This window comes from Bacillus sp. CH30_1T (genome assembly GCF_008364765.1).
GTDB lineage: Bacteria > Bacillota > Bacilli > Bacillales > Bacillaceae_B > Rossellomorea.
The window spans coordinates 350,208-369,990 of sequence record NZ_VTUY01000003.1 but is presented as its reverse complement, the minus strand read 5'-3'; the positions used below and the strand labels follow the sequence as shown (position 1 = coordinate 369,990).

20 protein-coding genes and 2 riboswitches are annotated in these 19,783 nt (G+C 39.7%); of the genes, 7 read left to right on the top strand and 13 right to left on the bottom strand.

From position 1 onward, the window contains the following. Window positions 1-114: 114 nt before the first annotated feature. From F0342_RS07315 to F0342_RS07295, 5 genes are all read right to left on the bottom strand, one after another. The gene (locus tag F0342_RS07315) at window positions 115-627 is read right to left on the bottom strand and encodes a 1,2-dihydroxy-3-keto-5-methylthiopentene dioxygenase (RefSeq protein WP_149155318.1); all 513 of its coding nucleotides are present in this window, start codon (window positions 625-627) and stop codon (window positions 115-117) included. Beyond that, on the bottom strand, window positions 624-1,271 hold the full coding sequence (locus F0342_RS07310; protein ID WP_149155317.1) for a methylthioribulose 1-phosphate dehydratase: 648 nt from the start codon (window positions 1,269-1,271) through the stop codon (window positions 624-626). The genes F0342_RS07315 and F0342_RS07310 overlap by 4 nt, the downstream gene beginning before the upstream one ends. After that, window positions 1,268-1,930 carry a 2-hydroxy-3-keto-5-methylthiopentenyl-1-phosphate phosphatase gene (locus tag F0342_RS07305; RefSeq protein ID WP_149155316.1) on the bottom strand — a complete coding sequence of 221 codons (663 nt, stop codon included), beginning with the start codon at window positions 1,928-1,930 and terminating at the stop codon, window positions 1,268-1,270. The genes F0342_RS07310 and F0342_RS07305 overlap by 4 nt, the downstream gene beginning before the upstream one ends. Beyond that, window positions 1,930-3,144 carry a 2,3-diketo-5-methylthiopentyl-1-phosphate enolase gene (locus tag F0342_RS07300; protein ID WP_149155315.1) on the bottom strand — a complete coding sequence of 405 codons (1,215 nt, stop codon included), beginning with the start codon at window positions 3,142-3,144 and terminating at the stop codon, window positions 1,930-1,932. The genes F0342_RS07305 and F0342_RS07300 overlap by 1 nt, the downstream gene beginning before the upstream one ends. A gap of 111 nt (window positions 3,145-3,255) precedes the next feature. Beyond that, window positions 3,256-3,358: riboswitch (SAM riboswitch) on the bottom strand. Window positions 3,359-3,408: 50 nt separating this feature from the next. Then, window positions 3,409-4,593 (bottom strand): pyridoxal phosphate-dependent aminotransferase, encoded by a 1,185-nt coding sequence (locus tag F0342_RS07295; protein WP_149155314.1) that lies wholly within the window; start codon window positions 4,591-4,593, stop codon window positions 3,409-3,411. Between the two features lie 122 nt (window positions 4,594-4,715). Here F0342_RS07295 and F0342_RS07290 point away from each other — a divergent pair, with 122 nt between their 5' ends. The 3 genes from F0342_RS07290 to mtnA all read left to right on the top strand — a co-directional run bounded on the left by F0342_RS07290 (window position 4,716) and on the right by mtnA (window position 8,132). After that, window positions 4,716-5,498, top strand: a complete 783-nt coding sequence (locus F0342_RS07290) for a carbon-nitrogen family hydrolase (RefSeq protein ID WP_149155313.1) — start codon at window positions 4,716-4,718, stop codon at window positions 5,496-5,498. Window positions 5,499-5,601: 103 nt separating this feature from the next. Then, a riboswitch (SAM riboswitch) is annotated at window positions 5,602-5,758 on the top strand. Window positions 5,759-5,874: 116 nt separating this feature from the next. After that, on the top strand, window positions 5,875-7,059 hold the full coding sequence (gene mtnK, locus F0342_RS07285) for an S-methyl-5-thioribose kinase (protein WP_149155312.1): 1,185 nt from the start codon (window positions 5,875-5,877) through the stop codon (window positions 7,057-7,059). 17 nt (window positions 7,060-7,076) lie between these two features. After that, window positions 7,077-8,132, top strand: a complete 1,056-nt coding sequence (gene mtnA, locus F0342_RS07280; RefSeq protein WP_149155311.1) for an S-methyl-5-thioribose-1-phosphate isomerase — start codon at window positions 7,077-7,079, stop codon at window positions 8,130-8,132. 42 nt (window positions 8,133-8,174) lie between these two features. On the opposite strand, the gene F0342_RS07275 is transcribed toward mtnA, so the two are convergent. From F0342_RS07275 to F0342_RS07265, 3 genes are all read right to left on the bottom strand, one after another. Then, the gene (locus tag F0342_RS07275) at window positions 8,175-8,771 is read right to left on the bottom strand and encodes a DUF2087 domain-containing protein (protein ID WP_149155310.1); all 597 of its coding nucleotides are present in this window, start codon (window positions 8,769-8,771) and stop codon (window positions 8,175-8,177) included. A 122-nt stretch (window positions 8,772-8,893) separates the two neighbouring features. Beyond that, window positions 8,894-9,355: a methylated-DNA--[protein]-cysteine S-methyltransferase gene (locus tag F0342_RS07270; RefSeq protein WP_149155309.1), complete on the bottom strand. Its 462-nt coding sequence runs from the start codon at window positions 9,353-9,355 to the stop codon at window positions 8,894-8,896. Between the two features lie 14 nt (window positions 9,356-9,369). After that, complete coding sequence (locus F0342_RS07265; protein WP_149155308.1) at window positions 9,370-11,523, bottom strand: PAS domain S-box protein; 2,154 nt, start codon at window positions 11,521-11,523, stop codon at window positions 9,370-9,372. 170 nt (window positions 11,524-11,693) lie between these two features. On the opposite strand from F0342_RS07265, the gene F0342_RS07260 reads away from it, so the two are divergent. Both F0342_RS07260 and F0342_RS07255 read left to right on the top strand, forming a co-directional pair. Further along, window positions 11,694-12,719 carry an acyltransferase family protein gene (locus F0342_RS07260; protein WP_149155307.1) on the top strand — a complete coding sequence of 342 codons (1,026 nt, stop codon included), beginning with the start codon at window positions 11,694-11,696 and terminating at the stop codon, window positions 12,717-12,719. A gap of 337 nt (window positions 12,720-13,056) precedes the next feature. Continuing rightward, window positions 13,057-14,787: a B12-binding domain-containing radical SAM protein gene (locus F0342_RS07255; RefSeq protein WP_149155306.1), complete on the top strand. Its 1,731-nt coding sequence runs from the start codon at window positions 13,057-13,059 to the stop codon at window positions 14,785-14,787. 26 nt (window positions 14,788-14,813) lie between these two features. Here the strand turns inward: F0342_RS07255 and F0342_RS25335 are convergent, their stop codons facing one another. Continuing rightward, window positions 14,814-14,939 (bottom strand): hypothetical protein, encoded by a 126-nt coding sequence (locus tag F0342_RS25335; protein ID WP_262481665.1) that lies wholly within the window; start codon window positions 14,937-14,939, stop codon window positions 14,814-14,816. After that, window positions 14,939-15,100 carry a hypothetical protein gene (locus F0342_RS24760; RefSeq protein WP_188048447.1) on the bottom strand — a complete coding sequence of 54 codons (162 nt, stop codon included), beginning with the start codon at window positions 15,098-15,100 and terminating at the stop codon, window positions 14,939-14,941. Before F0342_RS24760 ends, F0342_RS25335 begins: the two co-directional genes overlap by 1 nt. 164 nt (window positions 15,101-15,264) lie before the next feature. Here F0342_RS24760 and F0342_RS07250 point away from each other — a divergent pair, with 164 nt between their 5' ends. Then, entirely contained in the window at window positions 15,265-15,789 is a 525-nt protein-coding gene (locus tag F0342_RS07250; RefSeq protein ID WP_149155305.1) for a hypothetical protein, read from the top strand. Window positions 15,790-15,816: 27 nt separating this feature from the next. Here F0342_RS07250 and F0342_RS07245 read toward each other — a convergent pair whose 3' ends face one another. Next, window positions 15,817-17,169 carry a TrkH family potassium uptake protein gene (locus tag F0342_RS07245; RefSeq protein WP_149155304.1) on the bottom strand — a complete coding sequence of 451 codons (1,353 nt, stop codon included), beginning with the start codon at window positions 17,167-17,169 and terminating at the stop codon, window positions 15,817-15,819. Window positions 17,170-17,434: 265 nt separating this feature from the next. Between F0342_RS07245 and F0342_RS07240 the strand changes: the two genes are divergently transcribed. Further along, window positions 17,435-17,635 carry an alpha/beta-type small acid-soluble spore protein gene (locus tag F0342_RS07240; RefSeq protein WP_044337619.1) on the top strand — a complete coding sequence of 67 codons (201 nt, stop codon included), beginning with the start codon at window positions 17,435-17,437 and terminating at the stop codon, window positions 17,633-17,635. Between the two features lie 79 nt (window positions 17,636-17,714). Here F0342_RS07240 and F0342_RS07235 read toward each other — a convergent pair whose 3' ends face one another. Both F0342_RS07235 and sigI read right to left on the bottom strand, forming a co-directional pair. Continuing rightward, window positions 17,715-18,875, bottom strand: coding sequence for an anti-sigma factor domain-containing protein (locus F0342_RS07235; RefSeq protein ID WP_149155303.1), 1,161 nt, complete (start codon window positions 18,873-18,875; stop codon window positions 17,715-17,717). Continuing rightward, window positions 18,872-19,627, bottom strand: a complete 756-nt coding sequence (sigI, locus tag F0342_RS07230) for an RNA polymerase sigma factor SigI (protein WP_149155302.1) — start codon at window positions 19,625-19,627, stop codon at window positions 18,872-18,874. Before sigI ends, F0342_RS07235 begins: the two co-directional genes overlap by 4 nt. Window positions 19,628-19,783: the final 156 nt, after the last annotated feature.

Genomic DNA, 19,783 nt, shown 5'->3' with positions numbered 1-19,783 from the left:
AGACAAAATAGCTAGTAATGTTTCTAAATTAGACATTTTCCGCCAAATATCTCCCCTAATAAAAACAAAAGGATAGACAATCGATTCTACTCTTTGTCTATCCTGAAAAATATATTAATAGATTGGTACCCAGCCCTCCTGTGTGACGAATATGCGGACGGCAACTACTTGCTTGTCTTCACTTAATGTGAAATAATGGCGGATGTTTTCAGGGACTGAAATTAAGTCACCCGGGTTTAGATGCACTTCAAAGAAATCACCATCACTCCCTTGAATGACAAATACACCATGGCCGTTTACAATAAAACGGACTTCATCATCTGTGTGATGATGCTCCTGTTGGAAATTCTTTAAAAGCTCTTCAAGATTTGGTGTGCGTTCGGACAGGGAGATCACATCCCAAGCCTGATATCCTCTTCGCTCTGAAATGTCTTCAATCTCCTCTTTAAAAGTAGACAGGATTTCCGCTTTATCATCTTCGGTTAAAGCGTATTGGTTCCTTAGACCTTCGACCAGCTTTTCGATATTCCAATGCTCATATATGACTCCTTGTTCGCTTAAATACTTCACTACTTCTTCCTGATTATCAATGACTTGGTTTTTCCCTTGGATTTTAATTGTCGTCATAATCTGACTCCCCCTTTAGTAATTGGCCTCGTATTCGTTAAAGATAAAAGAGTGAGTTGATATTGAAATAAAAACTCACAAGCTTCCAATAGTTTCTTAGCTTCAAAACCGGTTCTCCCCCATACCGTTATTCCGTGGTTGCGAATGAGCACCGCCCCTTTGTCTGCTTTAATAAACGACTTAAACTCCCCGGCAAGCGTCGGGATATGTGCATGATTACGAATAATTGGAATGGATAAAGAATCATCTTCCTCCCATTTATCCCACGCTTTAATTAATTCTTGGTTTCTAAATGTGACGATACCTTCATCTCCATACAGTTCACTGATTACATTATTTGCCACAGTATGGACGTGTAAGCTGCATCCTGCTGAGCTTTCTGTGAAAACATTACTGTGCAGCAATGTTTCGGCCGATGGTCGTGCAGGAGTATCCTGGGTAGCCTCACCACGAGCATTTACAAGCAAGAAATCTTCATCGGTTTGCTTCCTTTTATCCTTTCCACTTGACGTAACCAGGAAAGTAACTGGTAAAGAACTCACTCGTATCGCAAGGTTCCCGCTCGTTCCCATAAACCAATCCCTCTCTGCCAGTTCCCTTTTGATATCAGCGAGCTCTTCCCATTGAGATTGATAGGAATTCATATTTTCACTCCTTTTTCAATGACGTCCATGCAATCGTGAAAGGATTCAAACGGATGATAGGGGATTCTTTTTTCTTCGCATGTATGTGCCAAATAGTCTCTGGCGATCACAGTATCTCCAAGCTTTGCCATTTCAATATCTGTGACAGAATCCCCTATCACAACGACCTCAGTATCTTCTGTTAAAGACAACCTCCTCAAGATGGAAGGCTTGCAGCATCCACAACCTTTACTTTCACAGTGATCATCGCATGGATGTGGCCAATGAATCGCTATGGTTGAGTCGTTAAAGCTTGCTTCATTACAATAAATCCCATTAAAAGGCCCATAATCTTTTAGTAAGGGACGAACAAAAAAGTCCATTCCACCGCTAACGATATACAAAGGAATCTCATGTTCCTTTGTATAATCTACAAATTCCTTAAACCCTTTACGTATGACTGCTGTGTCTAATAGATACTGAACCATTACCTCTTTCAGTGATGAAGGAATAAGTGAGAACAGCTTGCTCACTCCTTCTTTAATGGACAATGACTGATTTAAGATGTCGTCTTTAATAGGTTCCCATTCTGGAGGAGCAAAGTTTTTCATCAATGAGATGATATTATCGGTTTCTGTAACCGTTCCATCAAAATCACAGAAAATGATCGGACGCGTCATTATACCTTTACCTCCTCTCCCCATTGGGATAGTGCTTTACGAAGTTCATCATGGGTATCTGCTGCATCTGAGAGAGACTCACCCCTTAAAACTGCTTCAATTGCTTGGACGAATGCCTTTCCTCCTCCAATTGCACCATCTGGATGACCATGGATGCCACCACCTGCATTAATGACACAATCTAAACCAAAATCCTTCACTAAAAGGGGCACAAGCGCAGGATGAATGCCTGCTGACGGTACGGGCAATGCTCTTCTTAAATGATCGTCATCCTTCGTTAGCTCATGGCTTACGGATATAGCTTTGCTCTTCTCTAATGCGACACTTCCGTATGGAGATGGAAATAAAGAGAAATCAGCTCCGGCCATTCGTAGGAATTTCCCTAACCATAAAGAATAGCTCACACCATATGCAGGAGATGAAGCAACAGCACCTGCGAATGCAGGATGTGCCATAATCGGCAATCCGATCTCATGGTCCTCCCTCAACTCTTGAAGAACATCCAGGCCGTAAGAAAATACATTGAATAAAAGGGCATGGGCTCCAAGTTCACGTGCTTTTCTTGCTTTATCACGTAATTCTGAAGTCCTTCCTGTAAGGTTTACTGCATACAACGTTTTCTTACCTGTCTCTTCAAACAGCTCCTGTAACACTCTTTTCCCTATATTGATCCTCTCAGTGAAAGGTGTCAGTGGATTATCAAAGAGAATCTCATCGTCTTTTACTACATCAACTCCTCCAAGTGCCTGGGCCTTTAATTGAGTTTCAAGGTAGTTAAGATCTCTGCCGATCACGCCTTTAAAGATGCTCATTAACAGGGGTCTTTCTTGTACACCTGCTAGCTCCCTGATTCCTTCTATTCCAAACCGTGGACCAGGATAGGCTTTTTTCAAGTCACTGGAAAACTCTATATCTACTAATTTCACTTCACCATCAAGGGACAGCTTGCCGAATACCGTAGCAAGGATGGCTGGAATATCATTTGAATAATTATGACCGGGATAGCCAATTTCCACCTTGCCTCTGGGGCCATCTTTGCCTTCCCACTCTTTCACGGAAACGACTCTCCCCTTGTATTTGCGCAATTGGTCCTGTTCCAGGAGCGGTAAGTCCGTCCATGAACCGACCGTCAAACCCAGGGCGATCCCCTCTGCCTTTTTGTCAAATGATCCACTATTTCCCTTTATTTCATATGTGGCTATCACTTCACTCATTGTTGTCCTGCCTCCTTTTGAAATTGCTATTCTTAGCCGCAAGTTGATTTCATAAGCCTGGGCAAGCAAAAAACCTCTTCCAAATAAGAAGAGGTTTGATAAAGTCACTCTTTCTTATCTGTCAGCTTTATTGCTGCAAGAATTAGCACCGTGCTTGAATAAGTCGGTTGCCGGGCTTCATAGGGCTGGTCCCTCCGCCTGCTCTTGATAAGAATTTCATTATTCATTATTTCAGTTGGATTATTGCACCAATAATAACTTCTGTCAATCCCTTTTATGGAATAATTCTAAATTTTCTATACGCGAAACCGCTTCTCTTATCCGCTCGTTTGAGGTTAAGAGCCCTACACGTACATACCCTTCTCCGAATTCTCCAAAGCCTACACCCGGGGCTACAGCAACTTTGATTTTTTCAAGTAAATAAGTAGAGAACTCTACAGATGTGAAGCCCTCAGGTACTTTTAGCCAGGCGAAGAAGGAGCCTTGTGGAGCTTTTACATCCCACCCTATTTCCTGAAGTCCGGAGATTAATAGTTTTCTTCTTTCTTCGTATGTTGAAACCAGTGCATGTACACATTCCTGGGAACTTAAAAGCGCTGTGGTAGCCGCTTCCTGAATGGCTCCGAACAGACTCACATATAAGTGATCTTGAAGGAGGTTAATCGCTTCAATGACACTTTTATTCCCTACTGCAAACCCCACTCTCCAGCCAGCCATATTATACGTTTTCGATAATGTATAAATCTCAATCCCCACATCCTTTGCTCCATCTGTTTCCAAGAAGCTTATGGGCTTATTTCCATCAAACCCTATAGCTCCATAGGCAAAATCATGTACAACACAAATATCATGCTGATTGGCAAGAGTGACTGTTTCTTCAAAGAATGATTTTGTGGCGATCGCTCCAGTAGGATTGTTAGGGTAGTTCAGAAACATTAGCTTCGCATTATCCAGCTCATTACGGGAGTGTTCACTATAATCGGGAAGAAATCCATTCTCCTCTCGTAGAGGCATTTTTATCATTTGTGCTTCTGCCAATGCTACCCCTGATAAATAATCGGGATAACCGGGATCGGGCACCATTACCCCATCACCAGGATTCAATAAACATTGAGGGATTTCAACTAACCCGGCCTTTCCTCCGAACAGCACAGCTACCTCTGTTTCCGGATCTAATTGCACACCATAATCACGCAGGTAGAAAGTAGCAATCGCCTCTTTAAAGGACGATAAACCGCGAAATGGAGGATACTTATGATTGGACGGGGAAGCTGCTGCTTCTGTCAGTTTTTCCACAATATGTGAAGGAGTAGGTTGATCCGGATTTCCCTGGCCCAAATTAATGACATCATGTCCCTCTTTGACCACAGCATTCACTGTTTTAGCGAGGGAAGCAAAAAATTGTTCAGGTAATAAATCTAATCGCTTTGCTTTACTAAAGGTTTTCATACACTCACCCACTACATTTTTTTGAAAATTAATTACTTTCAAATTCTAGTCACAAATGATATAACGGAAAGTAAAGAATGTAAAGGAATAAATTCCAAAAAGTCCTTAATGAGGTGAACGAAATGATTCAAAAGATAGGTCTTGCACAGATGGATATTGTGTTCGGACATCCCGAAGAAAACAAGAAAAAAGTAGAACAATGGGTTGAAAAAGCAAGTGACTACGGCTGTAATACTGTTGTGCTCCCTGAGCTGTGGACGACTGGATATGACCTTACAAGAATGGATGAAATCGCTGATGAAGGAGCAAAAGACTCTACCTCCTTCCTGTCTGCCCTATCAAAGAAATATTCTATTCACATTGTAGGTGGTTCTGTTGCGCAGAAAAAGCAGGATGGGGTGTCCAATACCCTTTTAGTCACCAATTCAAAAGGCAAGTTGGTGAAACAGTATTCGAAGCTCCACTTGTTTAAATTAATGGATGAACATCATTATTTACTTCCTGGGCATGAAGATGGCATCTTCACCCTTCAAGACACAGAGATGGCCGGATTGATTTGTTACGACATCCGTTTCCCGGAATGGTTCAGAAAACAAGTTCTACTAGGTGCCAAGGTTGTTTTTGTCGTAGCAGAGTGGCCTGCAGCACGAATTGATCACTGGCAGACCCTCTTAAGGGCAAGAGCGATTGAAAACCAATGCTTCGTGATTGCCTGCAACCGGGTGGGAAGTGACCCGAACAATGAATTTGGCGGTTGTTCCCTCATCATTGATCCATGGGGGGAAATTCTTTCAAAGGGATCGCAAATGGAAGAATTGGTTACGGCTGAAATCAATTTACAGGAAGTAGAAAAGGTCCGAAAGAAGATTCCGATATTCCAAGATCGAAGACCGGATTTTTATTAGAAAGGTTATTTTTCCAATAAAAATGTTGACATGGAAAATACTTCGATGGTACTATTCAAATCAAATGAAACATTCTGAAAGTTTAATTAAATAGTTAACGCAACTCTTATCAAGAGCTGGCTGAGGGATTTGGCCCTATGAAGCCCAGCAACCGACCATAATACCGTTGTATAACGGGGCGTAGCATGCGCCGGATTGAATGATCCAGTAAGGCACGGTGCTAATTCCAACAGAAAGATAGTCTTTCTGAGAGATAAGAGGCGACGAAGATACCTTCTTCAAGCCTCTTTCGAACATGAAAGAGGCTTTTCTTATGCCACGGAAAAGCCTCCACAACACAGTCTTTCATAAGTCTGTAATATAAGGAGGAACGATGATGGCAATTACGAAACTCAATGCATATCAACCACTAACTGAACAGGCGGCAATTGCACTGGCGATTGGCTTAAGAATTTTTGAGGACGGCACTCTCTTAACGTGTGAAGAAATTGGAGACGGAAATTTAAATCTGGTCTTTCGAGTATTAGAACGGGGAACAGGTAAAGGAATCATCATCAAACAAGCCCTTCCATATGCGAAGGTTGTAGGCGAAAGCTGGCCCTTGACAATCGAACGGGCAAGAATAGAAGCGAGTGCCCTTAAGCTTCAGCAATCATTTGTAGGGGATCTCGTTCCTGAAGTGTACTACTCTGATCCGACACTTGCGATTACAGTCATGGAAGACCTGAGTGCACTGACCATTGCCCGGGTCGGCCTTATCAAAGGGGAAAAGTATCCCAGGCTCTCCCATGACATTGGAACATTTTTAGCTAATACCTTATATTTCACCTCTGATTATGCCCTTCATCCTTTTAAGAAAAAGGAGTACGTGAAAGAATTTTCAAATCCTGAGTTGTGTAAAATCACTGAGGACCTAGTATTCACGGACCCTTTTTTCAACAGTGAAAACAATGATTTTGAAGAAGAGCTTTCCCAGGATGTCCAACATTTATGGGATGATTTCACCTTGAAGCTTGAAGTGGCCAAATTGAAAAAGAGCTTTCTTACTGAAGGAGAAGCACTTCTTCATGGAGATCTTCATACGGGAAGCATCTTTGTAGATAAGAATCAAACGAAAGTAATTGATCCCGAGTTTGCCTTTTATGGACCGATTGGCTTTGATATTGGACAGTTTATTGCCAACCTTATTTTCCAGGCCATTTCAAAACCTGAAGAGAAGGAAACGATTCTCTATCACATTGAGAATACCTGGAACGTCTTCTCCACTGAGTTCTCCAAGCATTGGAAGGAAAGCGGAGACGCCTACACGAAAGTGAATGGCTACCTTGAATATGTATTGGAGAAGAGCTTTCAAGACAGCATCGGCTTTGCAGGATGTGAATGCATCAGAAGAACGATCGGCCTCGCTCATGTAGAAGATCTGGATGGCATCCCGGATAAAGAACGAAGATTACAGGCAAAGCGAACCTGCTTGACACTCGGTAAGGAACTGATAATAAAACGAAAACAGATCCATTCGATTGAAGAGCTTCTGTCCGTATTAAAGTCTCATTCTGAATAACCAAAAAGGAGATTATCATGACACAAACACTGACCATTCCAACTTCACTAGAGTGGCATGAAGATTATTTACTGATCCTTAATCAACAAAAACTGCCTAACATAGCGGAGTACATTAAATTGACGACCATTGAAGAGTATTATGATGCGATTATCACACTAAAAGTGAGAGGTGCACCTGCCATTGGCATCACGGCTGCTTACGGTTTAGCCCAGTCTGCATGTCAGTATGAAGTGAAAACGTTAGAAGAATTCATCGACCTGTTTCAACTAGACAAAAAATATCTTGCCGATTCACGCCCTACAGCAGTCAACCTGGTTTGGGCTTTGAACCGCTTAGAAAAGGCATTCGAGAATGTTTCTACTATTAATGAAGCTAAAACCAATTTACTCCATGCTGCCATCCAACTTCATGCAGAGGACGAGGCAGTGTGCCGTCAAATAGGGGAAAATGGTTTGAGTGTATTGAAGGATAAAAAAATCGTGATGACCATCTGTAATGCCGGGTCTATTGCAACGAGTAAATACGGTACAGCATTGGCCCCTTTTCATTTAGGAAGAGAAAAGGGAAAAGTGTTTCAGGTTTATGCATGTGAGACACGGCCCGTTCTGCAAGGAGCCCGTCTGACATCTTGGGAGTTACAGCAATCAGGAGTAGATGTCACCCTCATCACAGATAGCATGGCTGCCCATACCATGAAAGAAAAAGGTGTAGAAGCCGTGATTGTCGGGGCTGACCGGATTTCTGCCAACGGGGATACCGCAAATAAAATCGGAACATCCATGCTTGCCATCTTGTGTAAACATTTCAATATACCCTTTTATGTCGCTGCTCCTTCTTCCACATTCGATCTATCCAGCTTCAATGGAAACGACATTCCCATTGAAGAGCGAAACCGGGAAGAGATTACGACGGTCGGCGGGAAGCTGATTGCGCCAGAAAACATTCCTGTTTATAATCCAGCATTCGATGTTACTTCTCATGAACTGATTACCGGCATCATCACAGAAAAAGGTGTCCTGTACCCTCACTTCGAGGAAAGTATTCAACAAACCATAGGTGTAAAACAATAGCCAAAAGAAGAGCTTACTATTGCTCTTCTTTTGGCATTCATCTTATTCCCTGAATAACTTTGTCGACGCCCACATTTCCCTCGGATTCACTTCATAAATGCTATTTTCTCGGTACATAAACTGATGAATGATAAATTCTCTTCTTAAGGTTGCAAAATCTTCATGAAATTGCTGAATATATTCATTCAAATCTTTTTCCTTATATTTTTCTCCCACCTTTAATCCTTCCACCATATGTTCCAAAATAAATAATTTCTTCTTTTGTTGAGAAGGAATCGTTTTGATCCGTCCATTCTTGTCCAAGAAATTATTCATCACCTTTTGTTTTTCTTTCAATAGCTTCTCTGACATCACACTTTCCCCTTCCTCTCCCTGAGCAAACTGATGAAGGACATTTCCATGATGACTCAGGACTTTTTTATTCAAATAGTAGTAAACCGTGTTCTTCTCTCTTCGTGAATATACAAGGTTGCACTCTTTGAGTTTCGTTAGGTGATGGGATATTGTCGGTGCGGTGAGTCCCAGTTTTCCCGCAATGGCTCCTACGTGCAAGCTTTCTGACGCCAGCAAATAGACAATCTTAATCCGGGTCGGATCCCCCATCGTCTTATGAAAAGCCACCTGTTTACTTAATTGCAAAACATGTCTCCGCCTCTCTGATTAGATTACTATCTAATTAGATAATAGTCTAAATAGAATAAGGAATCAATCACGAATTAATAAAACAGGCATCCTCCCTGGGAGAATGCCTGTTTTTCATTCTATTTTTCTAACAACAATAAGGTTTCTTTCTTATCAACCTGCTTACCGGCATAGCCTGTAAGTGTATTATTCTTTCCGATGACACGGTGACATGGGATGATGATGGGGAAACGGTTTGCTTTATTTGCTTGCCCTACCGCCCTGACAGCTTTAGGTCTTTGAATCGCTAGGGCTACATCCTGATAAGACCGGGTTTCACCAAATGGAATCTGTTGCAGAGTGTTCCATACATCCTTCTGAAAAGCCGTTCCCTCTATCTTTAGAGGAAGATCGAATTCTCTTCTCTCCCCCTTAAAGAATTCCGTGATCTGTTCTTGTGCTCTTATTAATATTGGATTCTCAGTGTAAAAATCTTCTCGTGAATCACTTTCTAAAAATTGCACCAAAATTAGATGGCTCTGATCCGCTTGAAGTTCTAACTTTCCAATCGGGCTCTCCATTACAATAGAATCATATGACATTATACAGGACTCCTTTACGATTTAGGGAGATAAATGTGGAAGATCGTTCCTTCCCCGACGATACTCTCAACCTGAACGCTTCCTTTATGCTCTTTAATAATTTTAAAGCTTACCATCAGGCCAAGTCCAGTTCCCCGTTCCTTCGTTGTGTAAAAAGGTTCACCAAGCTTTTTAATCTTATCCTTTGATATCCCGCCCCCCTGGTCTTTTATGCGAATGTGAATCATTTCATCATCCGTCTCTTGGATCCGGATGGAAATGAATCCACCGTCCGTCATGACTTCAATAGCATTCTTGATGACATTAATGAATACCTGCTTTAACTGATTGGGCTCTGCGATGATGGTTGGGAGGTCCGCTTGGTAACTCTCCTCATACTGCACATTATGCATGACTGCCTGAGCACTTAATAGTTCAACAGTATCTTTCATGATCCTGATTAAATTCGTTTCTTGATATTGAATCGCCTGTGGCTTTGCCAATACCAGGAACTCAGTAATGATGGATTCAATTCGCTGAAACTCAGAAGTAATCACATTGAAGTACATCTCATGATCTTGACCCACACTATTTTCCAACAATTGAATAAAGCCTTTAAGGGCGGTCATTGGATTTCTGATTTCGTGGGCAATCCCTGCAGCAAGCTCCCCAACCACACTCAATGTATCAGACTTTCTCAACTGCTCCTGCATTTCAATTTGTTCTGTAATGTCACGAATGATCGTTAGATTTAAATTAGAGAGTAAATTGTACTTGGATGAAAGCTCAATGTATTGAACCTTATCCCTATGAGAAGTCAATGTTTTTAAAAATGTCGCCTGCCCGTCTTCTTTCAATTGTTGTAAGTATTCATCATAGGGCTCTTCACCGGGTTCTATATTCAAAATTTCACGTACATCTTTACCGATTAGGTGGTCTTTCTCGATGTCAATGATCTTACTCACTTCAGGATTTGCGTCTACGACAACATAATTGTGATTGGTAAGAATCAGGCCATCCAGTGAACCTTCGAAAATCTTCCTGAACCTCTCCTCGCTTTCTCGTAGTTCCTTTTCCATTTGATAACGCTCACTGACATTCCTGAAGATCGTCATGTTATACCCATCAACGGAATGAAGTTTAGAAGTGAATTCCAAATGCTTTAACTGATTGTTAGGCATCAGAAACAGTACTTCATCCCTTACTGCACCGCTCCTGTTTAACTGTTCCATGACTAAATCAAACTTTTGGCTTTCCAGAGGATAAACAAAGTCACGGATCCTCTTTGAAAGAAGCTCTGAAAGGGAGCATTCAAAGATCTTCAGAGCAGAAGAGTTCGCTTTAAGTACTCTGCCATCCTGATCCCATAACACGATCGCATCAATCGCTTCTTCAAATAAACCTTTAAACAACTCTTCGTTTCGTTTTAATTGAATCTCCATCTGCCTCTTCTCGGTTACATCCCTAAGAATGGCCATATGAAGCTTGTGATGCACATACGGACTTGTGGTAAATTCCACAATTGAAATGCTGTGTGATTTTTTTATTGGAATTTCCCCACGGGCTTTTTTGTTTTGAGAAATCAGTTTTTTTATCTTTTTAACCTTATAATGCGCACTTTTAGGGATAAATGAGCTTATGTTCCTGTTTGTGATTTCATCCTTTTCCAATCCGACTTGTGAACTGAACGCCTGATTCACGTCGTTAATATTTCCTTCTATATCAAAGAGAACGATTCCTTCTGATGCATTTTGAAAAATATTCGATAACAAATGGACATTCATATGATCTTTCCGCTCTTTTTCCTTTAGTGCCGTTACATCTTTGAAATACAAATAGGCATTAGGAGAAATGATCGATTTTTTAAGCAATAGTTCAATATGGATGATTTTCTTATCACTAATATTCATTAAGGTTTCATCTTCAAGGTTCTTTCCGGTTTCCATTACTTCCTTATAATGAGCCACAATCGGGGCCGGAACTGAAGAAAAAAAGTTACTGAACAGTGTGCCTACAATCCTATCTTTCGTGGTCTGCAGTGTTTCACATGCTTCTCCATTGGCAAAGACAATTTTCAACTCTTTATTGATCACGAACATCGGCATGGGTGATGCTAAGCAAATTTCCCTATCGACGGGATGACATTCTTCCTTATTCAACTCTTTCTGTAAATTACTACTATTAGTCATTTCCTCATCCCCCTACTATTTTAAAAGACGACTATTGGCTCAGGTCATTATAGAGTCCGCATAGCTTCCCATACTATTGGTGATAATTAACAGTGAAATTCATGTTTTACTCATTGTATCCTAGGGTAAGAATGAATTAGGATAAATCTATTCTAAGAGATGGTGAAGATATGAAACAGCGTGACTATTACTTCGACAATGCCAAATTCATTTTGATCTTCCTGGTTGTATTCGGACATTTGATCCGGTCCTATATAGAAAGCGATCCATTTATCCTTTCTCTGTACAAAACGATTTACACCTTCCACATGCCAGCCTTTATTCTTGTGGCAGGGTTTTTCGCAAAAGGATTTTATAAAAAGGGATATATTCAAAAACTGGCGAAAAAATTAATTCTTCCTTACATTGTGTTTCAATTGATCTACACGGTGTATTACTATTTTCTTTATCAAAAATCAACATTTGAAGTCGATCCCCTTAATCCGCACTGGTCATTATGGTTCCTCATCAGCTTATTCTGTTGGAACGCATTATTGTATGTTTTCATCAAGTGGTTTAAGTTCAAGCCCGGCATCGGATTGACAATAGCTTTCTCAATTGGGCTGCTTGTAGGATTTGCTGATGTGATTTCAAACTATCTTAGCCTGTCCAGAACATTTGTTTTCTTTCCGATTTTCTTGATGGGCTATTATTTGGAGAAGGAGCACTTCGAATATTTTAAAACGAGTAAAGCACGTATAGTGGCAGGAACATTATTTATTCTCGTATTTTTAGGAATGTATTTCATCCCTGAATTCTCCGATAAATGGTTACTTGGCTCTAAGCCTTATGGAGACTTCGAAGGGAACAACGCCGTTAGTTTAGCTGTCAGGGCGTTTGTTTACATGCTGAACGTTGTGATGATCTTTAGCTTCTTTACCTTTGTCCCTACGAAAAGACAATTCTTCACTAAATGGGGCAAAAACACGCTATATGTATACTTGCTGCACGGCTTTCTTATACGCTTATTCCGGGAAAGCCAGCTGAAGGATACAATAGATCCCACTACGAGTTTATTAATCTTACTCGGTGTGTCATTGGTTCTGACAATGATTTTCTCGACAAAGTTTTTCACAAGCATAACGCAACCGATAGTCGAGTTTAAATCAACCAAGCTCCAAAAACTTCTTTCAAAAAGAGAAATGAATACAAGATAAACCTCACTAGAAAGGGCTGACCCAATAGCAGACACGGGTCAGTCCCTTTTCATCAGAATCTATTCTCTTAAGGTATATATTGATCATCTTCTACACAATTTTCAAAAAACTATTCATTTTATTATACTATTCGTAACTTTTCCTTAAATTCCTTCTAATACTTACAATAAATTTAAATTCATTCTAGACAAACATTGAGCTTTCTCTCTTCCTTAGATAAAATGATAATCAGTACGGTTTGGATTAGATGTACGAACAACTCGTATATGTTGGAAAATATGGTTTACAATGGTTCACATGGTCCATCAAGTGAGCTTAGTATAAAAGGAGCTTATTTATGAAGAAAGTCGTTTTAAGTACGTTAAATGCAAAATATATTCACACCAATCTTGCCATTCGTTGTCTCAAGGCCTTTGCAGAGCCTGAACATGAGATAGAATTGGCTGAATACACCATTAAGGATCCCACTCTTAACGTCGCTAGTGACTTGTTCTCGAAAAAACCTGATATTATAGGATTCAGCTGTTACATTTGGAATATCGAAGAGACGATCAAAGTGATCAAGATCCTTCGCAAAATCCTGCCTGAAGTAACCATCGTCCTAGGAGGACCAGAAGTAACATATGATGTTCCCTACTGGTTGGAGCGGCTTCAAGACGTTGACTTTATCGTTATCGGTGAAGGGGAAGAATCCTTTAAGCAGTTATTGGATGAATTGGATGGCGATAGGGACTTTTCAAAGGTCCATGGGGTGGCATACTTAGTAGATGGAAAACCGGTCATAAAGCCGCAGCAGAATAAAATTGATTTAAGAGAAGTACCCTCACCGTTTCGCTTTCAAGAAGACCTGCCTCAATTAGGTAAGAGGGTTACGTATATCGAGACAAGCAGAGGTTGTCCCTTCCGTTGTCAATTCTGCCTCTCTTCGATCGAAGTAGGTGTACGTTACTTTGACAGAGAAAAGGTAAAAGATGACATTCGATTCTTAATGAAAAATGGCGCAAAAACAATTAAATTTGTGGATCGTACGTTCAATATCAGCCGAAGCTATGCCATGGAAATGTTTCAATTTCTAATCGACGAACACTTGCCTGGAATCGTCTTTCAATTTGAAATCACAGCAGACATCATGAGACCGGAAGTCATTGAATTCCTTAACGAAAATGCCCCAGCAGGGTTATTTCGTTTTGAAATTGGAATTCAATCAACAAATGACGAAACGAATGATCTTGTGATGAGAAAACAAAATTACTCTAAACTTACAAGAACCGTTACGATGGTCAAGGATGGAGGAAAGATCGATCAGCATCTGGATTTGATTGCCGGCCTGCCTGAAGAGGATTACAATTCATTCCGGAAAACCTTCAATGATGTATTTGAACTGCGTCCAGAGGAACTTCAATTAGGATTCCTGAAGATGCTTCGTGGTACGGGCTTAAGGATTCGTGCCAACGACCATCAATATACTTACATGGACCATTCACCCTATGAGATCCTTGGCAACAATGTATTATCCTTTGATGATATCGTTAGGATCAAACAGGTTGAAGATGTATTAGAAAAGTATTGGAACGATCATCGTATGGATCGGACGATCGAATATCTGGTGACCGAATGCTTTGAAACCCCATTTGATTTCTTCCAACTATTCGGCTCGTACTGGGAAAACCGTGGTTGGTCAAGAATCGGACATCAACTGGAGGATTTGTTTAAAAGACTGCATGAGTTTTTATATACAAAAACAAGCTATAACGTTTCGATTATTGAAGGTCTAATGAAACTGGATTATTTAGAGAATCAGAAGTACAAACCAAGAAAGCCTTGGTGGACACATGAACTGACGAAAGAAGAAAGGTCTGCTATTTATCAAACCTTGCTGGCACAACCATCCATCGTAGGTGACGCTTTCACTCGGCTAAACTTAAATGAAAAAGAATTGTATAAGCATACACTCCTTGAAACGATTCAGTCGAAGGATGGACAAGATCAGTATGTATTAGCTTATTTTGAACCAGCCTCAGGTCAATCTACCGTATTTGAGTTTGGCCAACAATCTGTTTCACTATAAACAAGAAAAAATGTTAAGCAGTTCGCTTAACATTTTTTCTTGTCTTCTTTTGCTTTTGGCTGTTTTTGTGTCACTTCCAGAATCTTAGCGGCATTAACATCTCCAAATTCCTGACCAAACTCTTCACGGGAAGATTGTTTTTTATCCTTCATCAGCTTCTACCCTTCATACCTTGAGAAGAGTTTCTATTCTTTCCCTTCGCAGGATCTTCTCCTTGTGAGAATTCAGCGGAGAATTCTGCTTCTTGCTTATTCTTTAAAGGTGTTTGATTGTTCTTTTCAGCAGCATTATACTGAGCTTTACGTTTCATCATTAACTCATCTCCTTTGTAACCTTACTTTCCCCACCCGATACTCTTTCCATTCCAAAAGAAATATGATTTGGGCTGAGAAAGGTATTCCATTACTAGTAGAAAAAATCTGAATAAATGAAGCATTAAACCAAAAACTAAGCAAAAATGCTAAATGAGGATATGAAATGATACTTGCCTTCTTACTTTGTTACATTCTTCTCGGGTGGAAATTCGGAAATTGGAAAGATTTCTATAGCTATTATCCAACTCTACTGTTTTTTATTATTGGTGATTTACTATCCCAATTCCTTTTATATGACTATTCAATGTGGAAATTCCAAACAATTACACCATTCGGAAATCACATCAACCTGAATCATACGATCATTTCACTATCTAAAATGGTTGTTCAATACACCTCAACTATTTCCATCTTTATCGGCAGGCTCCCCTCAACATTCCGGGGAAAACTTGCATGGATACTATTGTGGACCGGTATTTATGGTGTGACGGAAGGATTATCCTATATACTTGGGATGATGACCTATCACAACGGCTGGCATTTGGGATGGGATATCCTATTTAATATCATGATGTTCACCGTTCTCATAGTTCATCATAAAAGCCCGATTGTAGGATGGATTATATCCATCCCCATCATTCTCTTCCTTTGGATTTACTTTGATGTACCCTATTCTGTGCTCAAATAAAAAAACGATGCGGCATGCATCGTTTTTCTATCCAATAATGACCCTTTCCTTTGGATAATGATATTTGGTTGTTTTCTCTTTTCCACCTATCATAAACAGGAAAGCGAGTATTCCTACACGACCGATGAACATTAGCGCGATAATGATGCACTTCCCTACAGAAGATAAATCCGAAGTAATCCCTAATGATAAACCCGTTGTTCCAAAGGCCGATGCCACTTCAAAGATTATTTCTATCAGACTGTGATCTTCTGTAATCGTTAAGATAACGACCGACACAAAACACATAAGAACAGCCACCATCGTAACAACAAGAGATTTAATGATGTCCTGTTCATGTACCTCTCTTCTAAAAACCTTAATCGTTTGATTGCCTCTGGCAAAGTGAAATAAGAACAGGATGTTTAATGCAAAAGTGGTCGTCCTGATTCCACCGCCAACTGAACTTGGGGATGCTCCGATGAACATAAGCGCACTCATCACCATCAGAGTCGGAGTGGAGAACTCTGCGACATTCATGGTTGCTAGTCCACCACTCCTAGTGGATGCAGACTGAAACAATGAATAAAAGAATGATTCATGCCATGTCATTCCTGCAAAAAATTGATCATATTCGAATAACCAAATAATCAAAGTACCAAATACCAACAACAGCCCAAAAGTAATGGTTGTAATTTTGGTAAACAAGGAAAAATGATGTTTACTTCGCTGTTTATTCAATAGATAGTCTTTTGTTTCAATCAATACGGGAAATCCGATTGCACCCAACGTAATTAAAATAATGGTAATAAATTGAACAAAATAGTCATTTTTAAATGGGATAAGTGACTGACCAGTGATATCAAAGCCAGCGTTAGTTGTTGCACTTACAGAGGCGAAGAGTCCATGTATGAAAGCTTCCTGCCAACTTGGATAATAACTCAAAAAATAAACCCCTAAAATGAATGCACCTACTAGTTCAATAATAATGATGAGGAGGAGTATTTGTTTTAACAAAAGGACCAAGCCGGACAAATTGGATTGATTTTGATCCAACATAATCAATCGTCGTTCTTTCAAACCAATTTTCTTACCTACCAAGAGCCAGAAAAAAGTTCCAAGAGTCATGATTCCAATTCCACCGAACTGTAAAACAAATATCAATAAGAAAATCCCTACTGTGTTAAACGTATCCGCAGTACTTACAACCGTTAAGCCGGTTACACTCACGGCACTGACGGAAGTGAAAATAGCATCAATAAAACTCCACTCTGCCCCGGGTTTATGAGCAAATGGTAAGCTCAATAGAATCGTTGCCACTGTTACAGCGATAAGATAGAAGGTCACTATTACTTGAGCTGGAGTCAATTTATTCAAGTTTAATCTAAGTTTATACCACATTTGTGTATTTCCCTTTCAAGGTTATTTCCTTTTCTATCTTAATGAATATGTACGAAGAATGAAAGGAAAAATGGATAATTTCCTATATGTTTATTCTTTCTTTAAGGAATGAAGCTTAAACCACCATGTATCAGTGATTCATCTCCTCCCATACAAACTATACAATTCCGGCGAAATATTACCATTCATGTTCGAAGAAATAAGACAAATAATACTACTACAGAAACATCATTGTTTCAAGTCTACTACTAAGGAGGAAACAACCATGGCTAGAAGCAGTAATAAATTACTCGTACCTGGTGTTGAACAATACCTTGATCAAGTGAAATATGAAATCGCTCAAGAATTTGGTGTGACACTCGGATCAGATACTGTAGCTCGCTCTAACGGATCCGTTGGAGGAGAAATTACAAAACGACTGGTTAAACAAGCTCAATCTCAACTTTCCGGACAACAAACTAAATAATATTGGCTTGGGGTAGCTGGATTCACCAGCTACCCCTTATAAATGAGAACGACCCATTTTTGCAAATGGGCCGCGTTTTTTAATCTTCTTTATATTTTTTATTATCTTTTCGTTCTTGGTGATACCTTTTCTCGTCTTTTTTCCTGTCTTGATGATCTCGTCTCTTATCTTCTTTCCAATCGTTATGATTTCGTTTCTTTTCTTCTTTTCTGACTTGACCTCGTTCATTTTCTTCTTTATTATTTTTAGGACTATGCGATTTTGCATTTCCTCTATATTTGTTTTTATCACGATTAGAATGATCATTGGATTTCCAATGCTGATAATCAGAAGAATTGTTTTTTCGTTCAGTCTGTAAAGGCTTTTCTGGGTTCTTTTTTTGATTTGAATGGGTTTTATCATTTTTTTGAAATTTCTCAATACCCTCTGGTTTCTGCTTCTTCTCCACAGAACGTAAATCAACCTTTTGATTCTCAACCTTAGAACTCTTCTCTTTCTTTATTCCCTCTTTGAGGACGTCTTCGTCTTTTATCTCTCTTTTTGTATCCTCGACGGGTTTAGGTGTTTCAGTTTTTTCAGTTTCCCGTAATAAGGAGCCTGCAGTCATTCCTTTATCAGAAGCTTCTTCTCTCATTTCCTGCGATGTTTCTTTCACGGTGATGTTCATGTTGTGGTCTGTGCTGTATTCTTGAACAAACTTATTTATTTCAGCAGCCAAATCTTCTTCAAGCTGATCATTTGAATCCTCAATAAATGAAGAAGTGATGAGAACATTTTGATTCTCTTTTATATATCCCATTTCTTCACATAGGAGGAAGATTTCCTCTGTCACTTCACTTACATGCATGTTTCCCCAGCCATCTAACTCTTCTAGAAGCACTTTGGCATCTTGATTGTAAGGAGTAATCTTTATCACCTGTTGTTTTTCATTCAATGTCAATTCCATACTTGGGTTTATATCGACAGACACATAGGCATATGCCTGGTTACTCTGTAAGAAACCACTTGAAAACAGGGTGAGGACGATGATTATGGCTGTTAATAATGCAGTCGATACCTTCCAATTCCAATTAAAGGATCGTTTGCCCATAGCAGGTTCATGATGCAAAGGAAAGAAAGGAATTTCTTCGCCTATTGTATAGTGTTGATTGGGCTGCCTACTTCCCGTCAGAAATTCCCCTTCTGACGTCATCATAACGAGGATATCACGTTTGATTTCCATAATGATCCCTTTTTTCATATCTCTAACCGCCCTTTTAAGTAATCCCGTAAATACACATAATTTCCAATAAGAATAAGAGTAATGGCAATAATATATTTTCTATTTCTCTCAATTGTTTTTCTACTAACGTTTACCTGTTTCTCTAATTTTTTTATGGGTAATCGTTTCTTTTCAAGGAGGTAGTCCAATAATTCTTTGGAATTCACTACCGTTTTAGCAATGTCAATGGCATTCAGTCTGGCATCTTCATGCTTAGGTGATTGTTCTACCAGCTCATGGAAGGATAATTTGAAGTGAGAAAGATGTTCTTGGAAAGAGATGATCTCTTCCCGCCTCTTCTCACCTTCTTGCTGTTTTCCATATTCTTCAACAGAGACGATTTGCTCGATTGTTAAATTTGCGGTCTCATCATCATCCTCAACCAGACTCATGTCGATGCTCACATCCTGAAACTTCCCGTTTTTTCTGATATAATCAATTACTTTCCGTTTGATGATTACTTCAGAAAAACTGATGATGGATGACCCTCGCTGATGATTATATTTTAAGATAGCGTCATGAAACGCGATAAGACCGATGCTAAATTCATCATCACTTTCATAGATATATCGTTTGCAGACTGAAGACACCGTTTTTTTTATAAATGGCTTATAGTCTTCCAAGACTATGTTCAGTACTTGTTCATCACCATTTTGTATTAGTATCGCCATGTCTTCAAGCGTTTGTTTTTTCTTTTGTCTGGCTAGTAAAAATAGTAATACATTTAGCATCAGTCTCACTCCATCCTGCACACTATTATACTCATATGATGTTGATTTTAAAAGGATAATAGAGAGGAAGGGGTACTGCTTAAGTAATCTTTCCAGATGCACTCAACCAAGCAAATGGAAAATTACTTTAGGTCCAGTATCCCCTTCGTGACTGAC